At 73.0% G+C, this 17,034-nt stretch carries 16 protein-coding genes; 9 read left to right on the top strand and 7 right to left on the bottom strand.

Translation table 11 applies throughout. The features are described from left to right. Positions 1 to 140 precede the first annotated feature (140 nt). Positions 141 to 509 (bottom strand): ATP-binding protein, encoded by a 369-nt coding sequence (locus tag DPM19_RS22745; protein ID WP_233510665.1) that lies wholly within the window; start codon positions 507 to 509, stop codon positions 141 to 143. A 241-nt stretch (positions 510 to 750) separates the two neighbouring features. Here DPM19_RS22745 and DPM19_RS22740 point away from each other — a divergent pair, with 241 nt between their 5' ends. From DPM19_RS22740 to DPM19_RS22720, 5 genes are all read left to right on the top strand, one after another. Continuing rightward, positions 751 to 1,593 (top strand): DUF5753 domain-containing protein, encoded by an 843-nt coding sequence (locus tag DPM19_RS22740; protein WP_111870025.1) that lies wholly within the window; start codon positions 751 to 753, stop codon positions 1,591 to 1,593. Continuing rightward, a complete protein-coding gene (locus DPM19_RS22735) occupies positions 1,556 to 1,756 on the top strand; it encodes a DUF397 domain-containing protein (protein WP_111870024.1) in 201 nt (66 codons plus the stop codon). The genes DPM19_RS22740 and DPM19_RS22735 overlap by 38 nt, the downstream gene beginning before the upstream one ends. 34 nt (positions 1,757 to 1,790) lie before the next feature. Then, entirely contained in the window at positions 1,791 to 1,985 is a 195-nt protein-coding gene (locus tag DPM19_RS22730) for a DUF397 domain-containing protein (protein ID WP_111870023.1), read from the top strand. A gap of 67 nt (positions 1,986 to 2,052) precedes the next feature. Further along, positions 2,053 to 2,238 carry a DUF397 domain-containing protein gene (locus tag DPM19_RS22725; protein WP_111870022.1) on the top strand — a complete coding sequence of 62 codons (186 nt, stop codon included), beginning with the start codon at positions 2,053 to 2,055 and terminating at the stop codon, positions 2,236 to 2,238. Between the two features lie 34 nt (positions 2,239 to 2,272). Beyond that, on the top strand, positions 2,273 to 2,467 hold the full coding sequence (locus tag DPM19_RS22720; RefSeq protein WP_111870160.1) for a DUF397 domain-containing protein: 195 nt from the start codon (positions 2,273 to 2,275) through the stop codon (positions 2,465 to 2,467). Between the two features lie 132 nt (positions 2,468 to 2,599). Here the strand turns inward: DPM19_RS22720 and DPM19_RS22715 are convergent, their stop codons facing one another. After that, positions 2,600 to 2,926 (bottom strand): helix-turn-helix domain-containing protein, encoded by a 327-nt coding sequence (locus DPM19_RS22715; RefSeq protein ID WP_111870021.1) that lies wholly within the window; start codon positions 2,924 to 2,926, stop codon positions 2,600 to 2,602. 172 nt (positions 2,927 to 3,098) lie between these two features. Between DPM19_RS22715 and DPM19_RS22710 the strand changes: the two genes are divergently transcribed. Further along, a complete protein-coding gene (locus tag DPM19_RS22710) occupies positions 3,099 to 3,560 on the top strand; it encodes a hypothetical protein (RefSeq protein WP_111870020.1) in 462 nt (153 codons plus the stop codon). Between the two features lie 142 nt (positions 3,561 to 3,702). Here DPM19_RS22710 and DPM19_RS22705 read toward each other — a convergent pair whose 3' ends face one another. After that, positions 3,703 to 5,322, bottom strand: a complete 1,620-nt coding sequence (locus DPM19_RS22705; RefSeq protein WP_158566856.1) for a carboxylesterase/lipase family protein — start codon at positions 5,320 to 5,322, stop codon at positions 3,703 to 3,705. A 195-nt stretch (positions 5,323 to 5,517) separates the two neighbouring features. On the opposite strand from DPM19_RS22705, the gene DPM19_RS22700 reads away from it, so the two are divergent. Both DPM19_RS22700 and DPM19_RS22695 read left to right on the top strand, forming a co-directional pair. Continuing rightward, positions 5,518 to 6,654 (top strand): LLM class flavin-dependent oxidoreductase, encoded by a 1,137-nt coding sequence (locus DPM19_RS22700; RefSeq protein ID WP_158566855.1) that lies wholly within the window; start codon positions 5,518 to 5,520, stop codon positions 6,652 to 6,654. A gap of 85 nt (positions 6,655 to 6,739) precedes the next feature. Beyond that, the gene (locus DPM19_RS22695) at positions 6,740 to 7,486 is read left to right on the top strand and encodes a hypothetical protein (RefSeq protein WP_111870017.1); all 747 of its coding nucleotides are present in this window, start codon (positions 6,740 to 6,742) and stop codon (positions 7,484 to 7,486) included. Positions 7,487 to 7,521: 35 nt separating this feature from the next. On the opposite strand, the gene DPM19_RS22690 is transcribed toward DPM19_RS22695, so the two are convergent. Continuing rightward, positions 7,522 to 10,530, bottom strand: coding sequence for an ATP-binding protein (locus tag DPM19_RS22690; RefSeq protein WP_111870016.1), 3,009 nt, complete (start codon positions 10,528 to 10,530; stop codon positions 7,522 to 7,524). A 194-nt stretch (positions 10,531 to 10,724) separates the two neighbouring features. Between DPM19_RS22690 and DPM19_RS22685 the strand changes: the two genes are divergently transcribed. Beyond that, entirely contained in the window at positions 10,725 to 14,174 is a 3,450-nt protein-coding gene (locus tag DPM19_RS22685; RefSeq protein ID WP_111870015.1) for a BTAD domain-containing putative transcriptional regulator, read from the top strand. 53 nt (positions 14,175 to 14,227) lie between these two features. Here DPM19_RS22685 and DPM19_RS22680 read toward each other — a convergent pair whose 3' ends face one another. The 3 genes from DPM19_RS22680 to DPM19_RS22670 form a co-directional block, all read right to left on the bottom strand. Continuing rightward, a complete protein-coding gene (locus DPM19_RS22680) occupies positions 14,228 to 15,229 on the bottom strand; it encodes a WD40/YVTN/BNR-like repeat-containing protein (RefSeq protein WP_146778953.1) in 1,002 nt (333 codons plus the stop codon). A 26-nt stretch (positions 15,230 to 15,255) separates the two neighbouring features. Further along, positions 15,256 to 15,666: an LppU/SCO3897 family protein gene (locus DPM19_RS22675; protein ID WP_111870013.1), complete on the bottom strand. Its 411-nt coding sequence runs from the start codon at positions 15,664 to 15,666 to the stop codon at positions 15,256 to 15,258. Positions 15,667 to 15,754: 88 nt separating this feature from the next. Then, positions 15,755 to 17,017, bottom strand: a complete 1,263-nt coding sequence (locus tag DPM19_RS22670) for a PucR family transcriptional regulator (protein WP_111870012.1) — start codon at positions 17,015 to 17,017, stop codon at positions 15,755 to 15,757. Positions 17,018 to 17,034 lie beyond the last annotated feature (17 nt).

The following is a 17,034-nucleotide window of genomic DNA, read 5'->3' as shown; positions in this document are numbered from 1 at the left end:
CACCCCGCGCTCGATGACCTCGGCCGGGACAAGTAGGTCGCCGATGAAGCCGGCGCCCCTTGCCCCGCATCGTCGCGGATCCCTTTTCCGCCGTCCCGGGCATGTTCGCCGTGCGGTGGTTTCCGGGCTGCACGCCCGCGTCACCCGAGCAGGGCCCATACGACTTTTCCGTGGGGTGTGGGGGTGTGGCCGCATTCGGTGGCCAGGGCGGTGACGATGTGCAGCCCCCGGCCGGAGAGGCTGTCGGCCGTGAGCCGCCTGGTGCGGGGGACGCCGGGCGAGGAGTCTTCCACCTCGATCAGCAGCCTGCCCCCGTCCAGGCGCGCCCGCAGCTCGATCGGCCGGTCCGGCCGGGACGCCCGCGCAGCGTTGGTGACGAGCTCGGAGACGATGAGGACGGCATCCTCCACAAGGTGTGGACAACCCGCCGCCTCCAGGTGCCGCCGCACCCGGTCCCGCGCGATCCCCACGGACGCGGCGGCGGGCGCGAGCCGCACCCGCAACGGCATGAGGATCACGACGCGACCCCCGCCCTGACCTGACTGGCACGCCCGCCGCATCCTTGGCGCGGAATAGCCTTATTGCCCGATTCGGGAATTTCGATAGGAAATGTCCTGCACATTGGCACTCCCTGGTCCCACGAGGCAGCAAATCGTGCGTGCCTCGTTTTCCGATTTCAGGGACAAGGATCTGCCCGCTGGGGACACTTATCGCGTCTCGAAAAGACATTGAAGACGCCGAGGAGGCGGGATGGCACTCAGGGAGTTACTCGATCCGGACAACTCGCTGTGGGACTGGGTGGCCGTTGACCTGCACTTCTACCGCACCAAGCACGGACTCTCCTGCGCCCAACTCGGGCTGCACCTCAAGGTCAACCGACAAGCCGTCTCCAACATGGAGGCTGGCCGGGTCCGTCTCGACCAGACCAAGGCCAAGATCCTTGATGAACTCTGGAATCTCAACGACCACTTCCAACGACTCGTTCGCTACGCGAAGGCCGGCCATGACTCCAACTGGTTCAAGGCGCATCTAAAGTATGAGGCCAAGGCATCAGAGATCAGGGTCTACGAGCGTTCGGTGATTCCTGGGCTTCTACAGATCGAGGAATACGCCCGCGCGCTCTTCGCCCAGGGTGGTGCCAAGGATGTTGAAGACTCCGTCCGAGCACGGTTGGCGCGGCAAGAGGCGCTGAACAGGCCCGATCCTCCGCTGCTGTGGGTTCTTCTGGATGAAGACGTCGTAGACCGTGTGGTCGGAGGCGCCGCCGTGATGCGCAGGCAACTCTCCCGGCTTCTGGAGGTGTCTTCCCAGCCCAATGTGATGCTCAGAGTGGTGCCCAGGTCAGTCGGATTCCACCTGGGCCTCGAAGGATCATTCAAGGTCATGACTGTGGGACGCGAGACAGTCGCCTACGTCGAGGCGTGCGGGGGTGGGAGACTGGTCAAAGACCCTGCAGAGGTACATATGTACGGAATACGGTATGACCGGATCGGGACCGATGCCCTTTCCCGTGACTCTTCACGTGTCCTCATCAGCCGAGTATTGGAGTCGATGGATGAGCGTCCAAGTGATGTGGCGGAAATCGAGCCGTAGCGGCGGAAGCTCCGGGCAGACGGACTGCGTCGAAGTCGCTGCGCTCACCGGCAGCATCGGCATCCGCGACAGCAAGGCCCCTGAAGCGGGGCACCTCCGCCTCAGCAACGAAGACTTCGCTGCTCTGATCGCCAGCGTGAAGCACAACGAGCCCAGCGCCTGAGTACTTGATCAAGCAACTCATGGGGAGTCCCGCGATGAACACCCCCGAATGGCGGAAATCAAGCCGTAGCGGCCCGATCGACGACACCGACTGCGTCGAACTGGCCCGCCTCCCCGGCGCCATCGGCATCCGCGACAGCAAGGCCCCCGAAGCGGGGCACCTCCGCCTCAGCAACGAAAGCTTCGCCGCCCTGATCGCCAGCGTGAAGCACGGTGAACCCAACTCCTGAACAGCCGGATCAACCGCACTACCTGTAGAACTCTCACGAGACCTGATCCGCAAAACACGGAGACGAGATGATCCAGTGGCGCAAGTCCAGCCATAGCAACACCAGCGGCGGAGACTGTGTTGAGATCGCCGCGTTCCCTGGCACCATCGGCATCCGCGACAGCAAAGCCCCTGAAGCGGGGCACCTCCGCCTCAGCAACGAAGACTTCGCTGCTCTGATCGCCAGCGTGAAGCACAACGAGCCCAGCGCCTGAGTACTTGATCAAGCAACTCATGGGGAGTCCCGCGATGAACACCCCCGAATGGCGGAAATCAAGCCGTAGCGGCGGAATAGAGAACAGTGACTGCGTGGAACTTGCCCGCCTTCCCAACGTCATCGGCATCCGCGACAGCAAGGCTCCCCAGGATGGATACCTGTCCCTCTCACCCGAGAGCTTTGCGCACCTGATCGCCAGGTTGAAGCGCGATGAATCCAGCACCTGATCCAGGTGCGGCGGTGATCGTTGAGGATAGGTGGGGCTGCAGCCCCACCTATCCTCAACGATCACCGGACCTTTTCTGACAGCGGTTCGTTCGGGTGGCTTAGGTGTGGTCGTCCGTGTGGGGCTTTTCAGGTCAGCGGGCCTGATGGGGTGTGAAGACGAAGGTCGAGCTGCCGTCGTCCAGTCTGATGGTCAAGGCGGCGTCCAGGGCCACGGTGAGGCGGGTGAGCAGGGGCAGAGTCGGTGCGGAGTCGCCGCCTTCGACGTTGGAGATCTGCGGCTGGGTCATGCCCGCGCGGCAGGCCAGTTCGGACTGGGAGAGGCCGAGGGCGGTGCGGTGGCCGTAGACGGCCTGCCCGAGCGCCAAGGCGTGTCCGGCCTCCACGTAGGCGGGGGACTCCTCGACCGTTCCCTCTCGGAGCGTCTTGATGCGCCGGGTCTTCCACTGGGAGTGGTTCACTGCTCAACCTGCCAAAGAGCGCTCACGCACGATCGTACAGAGATCAATACGGCAGAGCTCGGGGAACAGCCGTCTCCACCGGATCGGCCGTACGAAACTAGCGTGTGCCGAAGGCCGGGCACATGCGAACCTGACGACTTCGCCCGCAGGGAACACCGATCGTCGGAGGCGCATGGTGTCGAAGGATCTCGCCGAACTGCTGCGGTCCTTCCCTGACGATGAACTGCTCCTCATACCTGACGACGTCGATGCCGAGGCTCGGAACAACATGACCGCCTACGGTTTCGATCCCGCCCGGTTCGATCTCGTGCCGGTCGCACATGCCCTCAGCACGGTCGGAGAACGGCTTCGCGAACGTTTCGCCGACGCGCCCGGCCCCGTCACCTTCTACGCCTGGTACGACGAGCAGGCCGGGCAACTGCGCTGCTCGGTGGCCTCGGCGCAGCCTGCCGAGCTTCCCTTCCGCGGTCTCTTCCGCCCGGTGGACCGCCCTGAAGAGGTTCTCGACCGCATGGCGGCCGACCGGCACCCGGGGTTCGTGATCTGGGACGGGCTGCGGAACGCCACCGAGATCCCCGACGAACCTGTCGAGTATCGCTTCCCGGTCTTCGCCGTCCAGGTCAAGACACCCTGACCGAGCCGCGGCAGCCCGGCCTGGGCGGCGACCGGCGGTCGGCACGTCATCGGTACCGCGGAAGCGGCCGGCCTCGGGTGCCCGCGCCGTGGAGGGGCGGGGCGGCCGAGGCCGGCCGGTTCCGGGTTGCGGTCCGGGGCGGTCAGGTGGTCAGGGACTCCCAGAAGGCGCAGTTGCTCTGCTCGTAGGTGTCCACCAGGCGGATGCCGTCCGTGCCGCGCTCGCCGGGGGCGAGGCTGAGCACGTCGCCGGTGGAGCGGTAGGCGGGCCAGCGGGGGGCGCCGTGGGCCTTCGGGCGGCCGGTGTGGGCGAACGAGGTCCAGTAGCCGACCATGGCGTCCGACAGGCGTTGCTGTTTGGCGTCCAGTTCACCGAGCAGGCCGGGGAACAGGTAGGTCAGCTCCGTCGCGTGCTGGGCGCCCTCCTCGTAGTCGGGGACCTCGATCAGGGGCGGGGCGTTCCGGTCGGCGAACTGGTAGGCGTACACCGGGACCCCGGTCTTCTCGAACAGCTTGAACCCGGTCTGGGTCAGGCAGCTCGACAGGCCGCCGCCGAAGTGGGTCTGCATCGTGGCCAGGCCGATCCGCAGGTCGGGGTAGTCCGCGGCGGGGTAGCGCGCGAGGACCTTGTCGGCGTTCGCCCCGTAGGTGGTGCGGACGATCTGCTCGTACTGCGCCACCGTGATGGGCCTGGGGTAGGTCCCGGCGACGTAGACCCGCATCTCGTCCAGGGTGTTGCCGTGCATGATCGGCACGCGGTGGAGCTTGCCCTGCTCCAGGGCGTCGCGGGGGCGTAGCGGCAGCACGTGGTCGCCGCCCGTGACGGGGCCGGCGCCCATGCCGGTGGACAGGAAAGTGTCCACCAGCGTCTTGGCCGGCAGCGCGCGCAGGCACGCGGCCGTCCCGGCGGGGGTGGTCTCCTCACCGCAGCCCACGGCCCCGGCGAAGTTCTGCGCGTTGGCCTCCGCCGTGGGCGCGGTGTGCGAGGGGGACGCGCACGTGCCGCTCTGCGGGATGGCCTTGTGGAACAGGCCCCTGGCCGGCGGTGAGGCGAGGTTGGCGCAGGTGTCCGCGGAGCCGGCGGACTCGCCGAAGAGGGTCACGTTGCGCGGGTCGCCGCCGAAGGCGGTGATGTTGCGCTGCACCCAGCGCAGCGCGGCCTGCTGGTCGAGCAGCCCGTAGTTGCCCGCCTGGTAGCGCCGCTGGTCGCCGGCCTCGAACGCGGGGTGCGCCAGCCAGCCGAGCGCGCCGAGACGGTAGTGGATCGTGACGACGACGACGTTCCCGTCCACCGCGAGCTTGGCCCCGTTGTAGCTGGAGCCGTTCCCGGTGGTGTTGCCGCCGCCGTGCAGCCACACCATGACGGGCAGCCTGGCGTGGCCCTTTCCGTGGCGGTCGCGGCGGTCCGGGGTCGTGACGTTCAGGTAGAGGCAGTCCTCCTCGTACGTGGCCGTGCCGCCGTACGCGGGGGCGGGCTGGGCGCACTGGCTGCGCGGAGCCGTCCCGTCGAGGACGCCCCGCCACGGGTCCGCCGGCCGGGGCTCGGTCCACCGCAGCTTCCCGACCGGGGGCTTGGCGTACGGGATGCCCTGGAACAACCGGTGGTCCTCCCGGACCAGGCCCCGCACCGTCCCCTTGTCGGTCCGGACGACGGCCGAGGACCCGGATTCGGGCGGTTTGGTGTGGGCGACGGCCGGTACGGCGGCGGCCATCGACAGGACGGACAGGACGGATGTGAGCAGTGCGATGCGCACGGGTCTCATGGAACCTCTTTTCCTGGTGGAGTCCGGCGGTCTCCCAAGAGCACACAACATAGAATCGTTTTCTAGAACACTCTTCAAGTACTTCTTCCACCCCACCGGCCGCGGCCACGTCAGAGGCGTTTCAGCGGGTTTTCAGGAGGGCTCGCCATGATGGGCGGGTCGGGTCCCGAGACGGCCCGTGTGAAGGGGGCCCGGATGAAGTTCTCGCTGTTCTACCCGGTGACGGTCGGGTCGGCCGACCGGCTCGGGACCGGGCTGCTCGGGCTGGAACCACAGCTGTACGGGTCGGCGATCGCCGAGTTGCGGGAGCAGGCCGTCGCCGCGGACGAAACCGGCTGGCACTCGCTGATGCTCGCCGAGCGGCACTTCGAGGTCGAGGGATACCAGGTGACGCCGAACCCGCTGCTGCTGAACGTCTACCTGGCGCAGCACACGGCGCGGCTGCGGCACGGGCAGCTGGGGCTGGCGGTGCCGACCTGGAACCCGCTGCGGCTGGCCGAGGACATCGCGGTCGCCGACCACCTCACCGGCGGGCGGCTGGACGTGGGGCTCAGCCACGCCGTCCCGGCCCGGGCGGGCGGCGTGCTGGGGCAGCACCACAGGGGCGCCGAAAACCGCGAGATCTTCGAGGAATGGTTCGAGGTGATGCGGATGGCGTGGACCGAGGAGCTGTGGTCCTACGAGGGCGCCCACATCCAGGTCCCGCCGCCGGGCATCGCCTGGCGGCACCCGGTCTCCGAGCGGCTGGGCGCGGGCGTCGAGGACGGCGCACTCACCCGGATCGGGACGGTGCCGCGCCCCCTCCAGTCCCCGCACCCGCCGCTCTACACGGTGCTGACCGGAGGGGACGAGACCGTCGAGTGGGCCGCCCGGGTGGGCAGCACCCTGGTGACCACGGCAACCGAGCCGGGACGGATCCGGCGGGTGGCCGAAACCTACGCCGAGGCCGCCAACCGGCACGGCCGCAACGTCTACCTGAACCGGTGGGAGCCCGGCGGCGGCATCGCGCTGTGCCGGTTCCTCGCCGTCGCCCCCACTCACGAGGAGGCGCTGCGCACCGGCCGGCAGGCCCTGCCCTACGTCCGCGACTGGCTCGCCGGGTTCGGCCTCTTCGACGGCCGGCCCCGCACGCTGGACGAACTCGTCGCCGACGGCGCGATGCTCCTGGGCACCCCGGAGCGGGTGGGCGAGCAGGTGCGGTGCCTCGCCGACGAGCACGGCATCGACCACCTGATCTTCGTCGCCTGCACGGGCTCCGCCGACCACGGCCGCATGCTGGAGACGATCGCCGCCTTCGGGGAGGAGATCATCGGCCGGTTGAGCCCCGCCTAGGTCGTCGCCGGGAGACGCGGGGCGTGCAACCGGGCCGCGCGCCCAGCGTCCAATCCTTGTTCTGCACGGCGAGGAGAGGGCGCGCATGGACAGGGTGAGGTCGATCGGCGTGGCCGCGGTCGCGGTCGCGGGTGCCGTGGCGGTCCCGGCGGCGCTGCTGCCCGGGGAGGTCGCGGTCGCGATCCTCGGCGGCGCGTTGCTGCTCGGCGTCGCGACGATGGCGGTCTGCCTGGTCATGCTGCGGGTGGTGGGACGCTCGCGGGTGCCGCCCCAGCACGGCACCGTGGACGTGGGCGGGGCACCCGAACCTGCCGTGATCTTCGGCGTAGCGCGCGGGCGCCTCGTCCTCGGCGCGGCCCTGCTCGCGGCCACGGTGCCGATGGCGCTCTTCATGGGCGGCGCCCCGCTGATCGTGGGGCTCGCCGCCCTGGACTCGGGCGAGTCCGGGTGGGGCGGCTTCCTGCTGGGGCAGGCGGCGCCGGCGGCGCTGTTCCTGGGGGCCGGGGTCTACCTCCTCGACCGCACGCTCGCGGCCTGGCGGGATCTGCGCCGGCCCGCGCACGTCGCCTGCACGCCCACCGTGCTGCGGCTCGAACTGCCGGAACACCGGGACGACATCCCCTGGGGGGACATCCTGTCCGTCCAGTTCAGCGAGCGGAGGATCGCCGTCGCGGTGGTGGACGGGTCGCAGGTGTGGACGCGGCTGGGGCGGCGCGCCGGACGGAACATGCGCAACCACGGGTTCCCGATCGTGGCCTCGGCGCTGGGCATCGACCCCGACCTGCTCGGCCAGGAGATGCGGCGGTGGCTCGACCCCGAGCCACCGTCCTAGCGGGCCGCCCCGGCGAGGCTGCCGGCCGGCAGGACTCAGCGGGTCGTCTCGGTGCGGCCGGCGAGGCGTTCGACCAGGGCCGGGACGTCCTGCAACCGGCCCATGGTGTGCGCCCGCTCGAAGGGTTCGGCGCCGAGCCGGTCCGCGAGCGCGGCCCGGGTTCCGGTCAGGGCCGGGCGTTCACACGCGGGGACCGCCGCGCCCATCTCGTCCCGGAGCCGGGCGGCCGTCCCGAGGAGGGCGGCGGCCAGCGGGGCGTCGCGGGCGGTGAGGGCGCCCGCGAGCGCGTCGAGGACGCTCGCCAGCCGCCACCGGTCGCCCAGCTCGTGGTGCAGTTTCAGGCTGGTGACCAGGCGGCGCAGCGCCTGCCGGTCGCGGCCGAGCCGCAGGTCCACCAGGGCGAGCAGGTTCTCGGCCCAGGCGATGCCCTCCCGGAACCGGATCCCGAACGAGATGACCAGGGCCTCGTGCAAGTGGCGGGCGGCGGCGTCGGGGTCCCCCGCGTAGTACGCGGCGGCACCGAGGTCGATCCGGCACCAGGCCAGCCGTTCGCGGTCGCCGTTCGGCCCGAAGTGGTGGACGGCCTGCCCGGAGTAGCGGACGGCCGCGTCCCCGTCGCCGGAGAGCCAGGACACGAACCCCAGTAACTGCAGCGCGTGCCCCACCGCCCACCGGTCGCCGCCCCGCTCGGCCGCGGCCAGCGACCGCCGGGCGAGGTCCAGCGCCCGGTCGTAGTGCCCCAGCTCGCGGGCGATCGCGCCGAGCAGGGCGCGGGCCTGTGCCACGCCGGCGGGGTCGTCCTCCCGGGTGTACAGCTCCAGGGCCTGCCGGGCGTGGCCGTCGGCCTCCCGGTAGTCGCATTCGAGGGCGGCGAGCCGGGCCAGCGCCCACAGCGCCTTGGCCCGGGTGCGGGGCGGTACGCCGGGCGGGCAGGCCGCGAGCGCGGACGAGAGCCAGGCCCGGCCCTCCGCGTAGCCGCCGCACAGGTAGTGGTAGCGCCACAGGGCCGCGGCCAGCCGCAGCGCGCCGTCCGGGTCGTTGCCGGTCAGCCAGGTCAGGGCGGCCCGGACGTCCTCGTGCCGCTCGGCGATCCGCACCACCTGGGCGCCCAGGTGCGGGCCCTGCAACCGCTGCTCGAACCGCTCCGCCCAGCCCTGGTGGTGCCGGGCGTGGGCGCGGCGCGCCTGGACGTGCTCGCCGGGGCGGGCCGCGAGGCGGTCCAGCGCGTACTCGCGGATGGCGGGGAGCAGCCGGTAGCGCGTCCCGGTGGCCGTCCGCTCGACCTTCACCAGCGACTTGTCGACCAGCCGGCCCAGCGTCTCCAGCCGCGGCGTCTCCGGGTGCACGGCCCCGGCCGCCTCCAGGGAGAAGGTGCCGCTGAACACGCTGTACCGGCGCAGCGCCCGCCGCTCCTCGGCGGCGAGCAGGCGGTAGCTCCACTCGACGGTCGCCCGCAGCGCCCGGTGCTGCGGGCGGGCCCCGCGCGGGCCGTCGGTCAGCACCGCGAACGGGTCGCGGAGCCGCTGCGCGATCTCCGGCAGGGTGAACATCCGGGCCCGGGCGGCGGCCAGTTCGATGGCCAGCGGCAGCCCGTGGCAGCGGGCGCAGATCGTGGCGACGGCGCGCGCGTCCGCGGCGGGCAGTTCCGCCACCGGCCCGAGCCCGGCCCGGTCCGCGAACAGGACGGCCGCGGCGTGCCCGGCAAGGTCGGCGCCCGACCGCACCAGGGCGGGCGGCGGGACGCACAGCTCCGGTATCGGCCGGAGCACCTCCCCGGACACCCGCAGCGCCTCCTGGCTGGTGGCGAGGACCCGCAGCCGCGGGCAGCGCCCGAGCAGCCCGCCGATGATCCGCGCGCACTCCCCGGCCAGGTGCTCGCAGTTGTCGACGACCATGAGGAGCCGGTCGCGGCCGACCCGCCGGGCGAGCTCGCCGAGGTCCGGGAGCTGGTGCATGCCGAGCGCCTCGGCGATCGCCGCCACGACGCCCGCCCCGTCGTGCAGCGGTGCGAGGTCGACGAACGCGACGTCCTCGGCGGGCCGTGCCGCCGCGATCGCCAGCCGGGTCTTGCCGACCCCACCGGGTCCGGTGAGGGTCACCAGCCGGTGCGCGGCCACCAGCTCCCGGATCTCGGCGATCTCGCTTTCCCGGCCGATCAGCGTGCTGACCTGCTGGGGGACGGTCGAGGGCCGGAGGTCCGCGACGGCCCGGCCGGCCGGCAGGCGCAGCAGTTCCCGGGCGCTCGTCACCCCGCGCAGGACGCCCGCCTCGACCTGCCGCAACCCCTCGCCCGGGTCGAGCCCGAGCTCCTCGACCAGGCCGTGGCGGGCCCGCCGGTAGGCGTTCAGCGCGTCGCTCGTCCGGCCGCCGAGGTGCAGCGCGACGATCAGCAGTTCCCACAGCCGCTCCCGCAGCGGGTGCTCCGCCACCAGGCGTTCGAGTTCCCCCACCCCGGTCTCCGGCAGGCCCAGGGCCAGCCGGGACGCGAACAGCCCCTCGTGCGCCTGGAGCCGCAGTTCGTGCAGGTAGTCCACCTCGGCGAGCGCCCAGCCGTGCACCGGGCAGTCGGCCAGGGCCTCGCCCCGCCACAGCGTCAGGGCCGTCTCCAGCAGCCGCGCCGACTCGGCGTACCGGCCCTCGGTGACGTACTTCAGGCCGTCCCCGACCAGTTCCTCGAACCGGACCCGGTCCACCCGGGCGGCGTCCGCGGCCAGCAGGTACCCCGGTTCCCGGCGCTGGATGAGCCGCCCCTCGCCCTGCCCCGGCAGCAGGGCGGCCAGCTTCGCGATGTGGCTGTGCAGGGTGCGGACCGCGGTCGGCGGCGGGTCCTCGCCCCACAGCGCGTCCACCAGCCCGTCGACCGTGACCATCGTGCCCACCCGCAGCGCGAGCAGGGCGAGCAGGCTGCGGCGCCGTGGCGGCAGCTCGACGGACCGGCCGGCGCGCCGCACGTCGAGCGGCCCGAGCACGTCGATGTTCCATTCGCCGGGCTGAATCGCGTTGTCCCCCCGGACGGCGTACCGTACCGCCGACGACCCGTTCATGGCGTCATGGTAACTGCGCAAATTATGGCGTATTTCGCTAAGTCAGCACGGCTTCAGCGTCGCATCAGCGGCCCATTCGACAATCAAGCTGGGATTCTTCGGCCTTTTCCCGGAAGGGAGCCGAATGTCACCGGAAATCTCTGGGCGAAAGAGGTAATCTCTCAGCAGTTCCGTCGACGGCTGGTGGGGAAGCGATGTCGGTCCTCGTGCGGTTGCTGGGGCCGGTGGACGTCACGGTGGACGACGAGGTCCGGCCGGTGCCCGGGCTCAGGCGCAAGGCCGTCCTGGCCAGGCTGGCGCTGCGCCCGGGAGACGTGGTGGGCGTCGACCGGCTCATCGACGCGGTGTGGGACGGCGAGCCCCCGGCCACGGCGGTGAACTCGCTGCAGAGCCATGTCTCCTACCTGCGCCGCCTCCTCGGCGCCCCGGAGGCGATCGTGGCCCGGCCACCGGGTTACGTCCTCGGCGCGCCGGCGACCGACCTGCGGCTGGCCGAGAACCTGATCGAGCGGGGCCGCGGCGTCGCGGAACCCGCCGAGCGGCTGGCCGTGCTGGAGCGGGCCCTCGGGCTGTGGCGCGGGCAACCCCTGGCGGACGTCGCCGAGCTGTCCTGGTTCGGCCGGGAGGCCGAACGGCTGGAGCGGATGCGCCGGGCCGCCGAGCACGCGGCGCTGGAATGCCGGCTGGCGCTCGGCCGGCACGCCGAGCTGGTGCCCGAACTGGAGGAACTGACCCGCGGCCACCGGTTCGACGAGGACCTGCACGGCCAGCTGATGGTCGCGCTGTACCGCAGCGGCAGGCAGGCCGACGCGCTGGCGGTCTTCCGCACGCTGCGCGGCCGGCTGCGCGACGAGCTCGGCATCGACCCGAGCGGCCCGCTGCGCGACCTGGAGGCCGCGGTCCTGCGCCAGGACCCCGGCCTGGACCCGGTGCCCGTCCGGGCGGCGGGCGGCGGCGGGGCGGTCCTGGTCGAGCGGGTCGAGGAGACCGGCCTCATCGACCGGGCGCTGGACCGAACCGTGCACGACGGCGCGGGCCGGATCCTGGTCTTCGAGGGCCCGGCGGGCATCGGGAAGACCAGCCTGCTCGACCACGCGCGCAAGCGGGCGGCGGCCGTGGGGTTCACCGTGATCGCGGCCCGCAGCACCGACCTGGAGACCGACTACGCCTGGGGCTGCGCGCACCAGCTCTTCCAGCGCTACGCCGAGGCGGACGAGGTGCTCTCCCCCGCCGCGAGCGGCCCGGTCGCCGGCGAGTACGCGATCATCAGCGCGCTGTACCGGCTGACCGGCGACCTGGCGGCCCGGAACCCGCTGATGATCGTCATCGACGACCTGCACTGGGCGGACGCGACGTCGGCGCAGTTCCTGGCCTACCTGGCCACCCGCCTGGACGCCCTGCGGGCCGTCCTCGTCATCGGCATCAGGCCGGGCCACGCCCGCATCGGCCGCCTCACCTCGGCCATCGCCGGGCTGCCGCACACCACCACCCGGACGCTCCAGCCGCTCAGCCCGGCGGGCTGCGGGGAACTGCTCGCCAGGATGACCGACTCCGAACCGGACGCGGAGGTCGCCGGCCGGTACCACGCGCTGACCCGCGGCAACCCGTTCCTGCTGCGCGAGCTCGCCCAGGAGCTGGGCGGCGACGACCCCGCGCCGGCGGAGGGCTCGCCCAGCGTCACCCGGTACGTCGTCCGGCAGCTGCGGTACCTGCCGCCCGCGTCGCTCACCGCAGCGCGGGCCCTGGCCGTCCTCGGCGACGAGGCCGGCAGCGGGCCGCTCGCGCAGCTCGCCGGGGTCGCGCCGCGGGAGGCGCTGGACGCGCTGGCTCCCCTGGTGTCCGGCCAGCTCGTGACCGCCGAGGGGATACCCGTCCGGTTCTCCTTCGGCCACCCGCTGATCCGCGCGGCCGTCTACGACGCCATCCCCGTGGCCGAGCGGACCGGCCTGCACCTGCACGCCGCCCGGCTGCACGCGCACGACCCGATCAAGGCGGCCAGCCACCTGCTGCGGGTCCCGCCCGGCCTCGACGCGCCGGACCCCGTGGCGGTCCTGGGCGAGGCGGCGGAGCTCAGCCTGGCGCGCGGCTCGGTCAACGGCGCGGTCGCCTTCCTGCGCCGGATCCTGGAGGAGGACCTCGGCGACCGGCGGGCCGACATGCTGACCCGGCTCGGGATGGCCGAGGCCCTGGTGGACAGCGACCGGGCCATCGAGCGCCTGTCGGAGGCGCTGGCGGTGCAGCCCGACCCCGAGCGGCGGGCGCAGATCTCCTACTTCCTCGCCAGCACCCTCTGGCTGACCAGCCGGCCGAGGGACGCCGCCCGGGTGTGCCAGGCGTCGCTCGAACGCGAGAGCGGGACCTCCGCCGACGCGCGGCAGGCCCTACAGGGGTGCGTGGCGATGCTCTCCTACGGGGCCCGGAACGGCTCCGACCTCGTCGCCCTGCTCGACGGCTACGCGACCCAGGAGATCGACGACTCCCTGGGCGGCCTGGCGCTGGAGGCCGGGCTGGCCCTGCACGACACCCACCAGAACCGGCGGGAGGCCGCCGAGCGGCGGGCGCTGAACGTCATCGAGGGCGACCGGCTGATCGGCCACCCGATGGCCGAACCGCTGCTGACCTGCGCCTGGTACGCGCTGCGCCCCTGCGACTCGCCGCGCATGCTGGCATCCGTCGAGACCGCGATCGACCACAGCCGCCGGACCGGCTCGCTGCGCGGCCTCGCGCCCTCCCACTACTTCCGGGCCGAGCTCATGTACACGCAGGGCCGGCTGGCCGAGGCGCTGGACGACGCCCGCCAGGCCTCGGAGATCTCCGTCTACGCCATGATCGGTATCGGGGAGCTGTTCAACGCGGACGTGCTCCTGAAGGCGCTGGTGGCCACCGGCCGGACCGAGGAGGCGGCGGCCGTCCTGGGCCGGGTGAAGGCCGCGCAGCCGCCGGGCGTCACGTCGATCCTCTACGCGCACGGGGAGATCGCCGTCCACCTCGCCCGCGGCGACGTCCGGCGCGCGTTCGAGGTCGCCCTGGCGACCCGGGACGACTGCCGGTCGCGGCCGCTGGTCAACCCGCTGGTGACCGACTGGCGCGCGCCGCTGGTGCGGTGCCTGGTCTCGCTCGGCCGGGTGGCGGAGGCCCGGGACGTCGCCGCGGACCTGCTCGCCGTCGCGACGGCCTGGGACACCCCCCGGGCGGTCGGCCGCGCGCTCCGGTTCGCCGCCTCGGCCGAGTCCGGGCCGCGCGAACTCGAACTGCTGGACGAGTCCATCCGCCTGCTGGACCGCACCCAGGCGAACTTCGAGCGCGCCACGTCCCTGCACGCGTTCGGGGACGCGCTGCGCCGGGCCGGCCACCTCCAGGACGCGCGGGCCCGGCTGGAGGCGGCGCTGGAACTCGCGGCCTTCTGCGGCGCCCACCCGCTGGAGCGCGGCGTCCGGGCGGCCCTCCGTGACCTGGGCGGCCCCGAGCCGGCGGGCGCGGCCGCCCTGACCCCGATCGAGCGCAAAGTGTCCGAACTGGCCCGCGACCTTTCCGAGCGGGAGATCGCCGAGTCCCTGCACCTGACACCGGCCGCCGTGCGCGAGCACCTCGCGGCCGCCCAGCGGAAGCGGCCACCGGCCGCCGAGCCGTCGCCCCTGCCCTGAACCTCCGGATCAGCGGAGTTCGGAGCGGTTCCGTGGCCATCGCCGCGGACGTGTCAGCCCGCGCGCGTCGAACCGACGATCATCAGTGGGCCGTCGGCGGACGAGCCGGAGCCCAGCCAGACGACGTCCCGGGGCGGGTCCGGGACGGGGGCCCACCGGCCGCCGTCGAAACGCGCCAGGTCGCCGCGGCCACCCGCCACCCAGACCTGGCCGGTGGGGCCGGCCGCCACCGTGTTCACCGCGGGAAAGGGCGGGTCGACCGCCGTCCAGGCGGTGCCGTCCCAGTGCAGCAGCAGGCCGCCGCCCGCCGCCCAGACATCGGTGGCGGACAGCGCCGCGAGGCTGGTCAGCGGGCGGTCGGCGGCCCCCGTGGGCAGCGCCGGGCGGGTCCAGCCGCGCCCGTCCCAGTGCAGGATCAGCGGCCGGCGGCGGGAGCGGCCGGCGGACTCGCCCGCCGCCCACAGCCGGCCGCCGGCCGCCGCGACCGCGTGCAGCCGGCCCGCCACGCTCCCGGGCAGGTCCACCGGTGACCAGCCGGAGCCGTCCCAGCGCGCCACGAAAGCCCGTGGGCCGCGGCGGTCGAAGGCGTGCCCCACCGCCCAGGCGGCGTCCGGTGCGGGCATCGCGACGGAGGTCAGCACCCGGCCGGCGGGCAGGCCGGACGCCGCCGTCCACCGTGCCCCGTCCCAGTGCAGGGCCACCGGCGTCTCGGTGCCGGCCAGCCGGTCGTAGTGGCCCCCGACCGCGATCGCCGCGGCCGGGGACGCGGCGTCGACCCCGAGGAGGGCGGCGCCGACGGCGGCGGCCGGTGCGGGCGGCGGCCGGGAGGGCGTCCAGTCCCTCCCGGCCCGGTGCCAGAGCACCGGCCCGCCCGCCGACTGGCCCACCGCCCAGGCCAGGTCGGCCGAGGCGGGGGCGACGTCGTTGAGCAGGGTGTCGCCGTCGGCGGGCGGGTCGGCGCGGGTCCAGGCGGGTTCCGCCCCGGGGCGGACGATGGCGACCACCGGTCTGGTGGTCGCCGTGCGCCGGGCGGGTCCGGTCACTTCCCATGGCATGTCTCGGCGTCCCGACCTGTCGGCCGTTACCTGGCGGGGGCCAGGCAGAGCACGTAGCCGTCGCCGCCGGTCTCGCCCTTCCAGAAGGCGGTCTCGACGCCCGGGAAGGGCCGGCAGATGGACCGCGAGGAGGCGCTGAACTCGGCCTGGGTCTTGTCCTCCACCTTGCCGACGACCTTGTAGGCGCTGTCGGGGCTGGTGCACTCGACCACCCTGACGCTGTCGCCGGTTCCGCGGGCGATGCAGTCGCCCACGGTGGCGGTGTCCGGGTCGCTCTGCCGGGCGAAGTAGCCGGCGACGGCGATGAGCGCGACGATGACGCCTATCACGATCAGTCCGACCACCGTCCCGCGGTTGCCGCCGCGGGCCCGGGCGGGCTGCTGCGGCGGGCCGGCGTACTGCGGTTGCGGCGGGCCTTGCATGTAGGGATCGCTCATGGTTGTTCCCCCGGGGGTTCTCGGCTTCGGGCGAGGTCGCCTCTTGGTACCGAGCCCCGGTTGCCGCACGGTTGCCGGGCCGGTGGGCTCACCGGACCGCCGGGTCCGGCCTCCCGTCTCCGGTCCCGCCGGCCAGGCGGTCGGCGTGCAGGGCGAGCAGCATTTCGAACCGCCACTCCGGGTCGTGCAGCCGGTCGCCGAAGAGCCCTTCGATCTGGCGCATCCGGTAGCGGACGGTCTGCGGGTGGACCGACAGCCGGACGGCGACCTCGGGGTAGGAGCCGCCGCTGGTCAGCCAGGTGAGCAGGGTTTCGGCCAGGCGCTCGCGCTGCTCGGGCTTCAGGGCGGTGAAGGCCGGCAGGTGCCGCCGGACCAGCTGTCGCGCCACGTCCTCGTCGCCGAGCAGCAGCAGGGCCGGCAGGTGGTCGGCGCAGTGGACGCCGGCGGCCCCCTCCTGGAGCAGCCCGCGCTGCACCAGGGCCAGGGACCGGCGGGCCAGCCGCAGCGAGGTCCGGGCCTGCCGGAGGGGGACGGTGGTGCCGATGGTGAACCGGGTGTCGCGCAGGCCCCTGCGGAGCATGCGCAGGCGGCCGGGGCCGTCGGGGTCGGGGACCAGCAGGCAGGGGTCGGGGCGGGTCAGGTCCACCAGCACGTCGGATTCGAGGGCGGGGGGCAGCCGGTGCCCGGTGTGCCAGGACTCGTCCAGGGCCACGCAGGCGACGGTGCGCGGCAGGCGCCACTGCGCGGCGCGGGCGAGCTCGACGAGGGCGTCCATGTCGGTGGCGGGTTCGGCGAGCAGGGCTTCCAGCAGGTGCTTGCGCCTGCTCTGCTGAGAGTCGGCGCTGTCGGCCGACAGCTCGGTGTAGGCCGACAGGGAGTGCGCGCAGACCTTGTTGGTGACCTCGAAGAGGAGGTCGGTGAGCAGGCAGATCTGCTCGGCCGAGGCGCCGACCTCGTGGCCGATGTGGGTGAAGCGGCGCCAGGCGATCTGGGTGCTGACCCGGAAGGCGTTCTGCAGCGAGTCGAGGCTGATGTCCTGGTGGAAGGCGTCCCGGCCCAGCTCCCGGCACAGGGCCACCCGCTCCTGGCGGGGCAGCCGGGGGGCCACCAGTTGCTCGAACAGCAGGCGTATCCGCTCGTTGGCGGCGTTCCGGACGGCCGGCTCGCGGCGGCCGTTGATGACGCGCTCGATCTGCGGGATCGACCGCGCGACCCCCTCGACCATCTCCGCGGCGAGGAGGGGCAGCTCCGCCTGGACGCATCTGACGAAGGCGGGGTCCCGGGTGAGCGGGGCGACGGTCGAGGCGGCAGGGGTGTCAGTGGGGGCGGACGTGCTGGGTAGTCCGATCATTCCGACCTCGGCAGGCG

This window comes from Actinomadura craniellae (genome assembly GCF_003289645.1).
Lineage (GTDB): Bacteria > Actinomycetota > Actinomycetes > Streptosporangiales > Streptosporangiaceae > Actinomadura_D > Actinomadura_D craniellae.
Note: the sequence above shows the minus strand (reverse complement) of the source record. Positions and strands in the feature narration are given on the sequence as shown.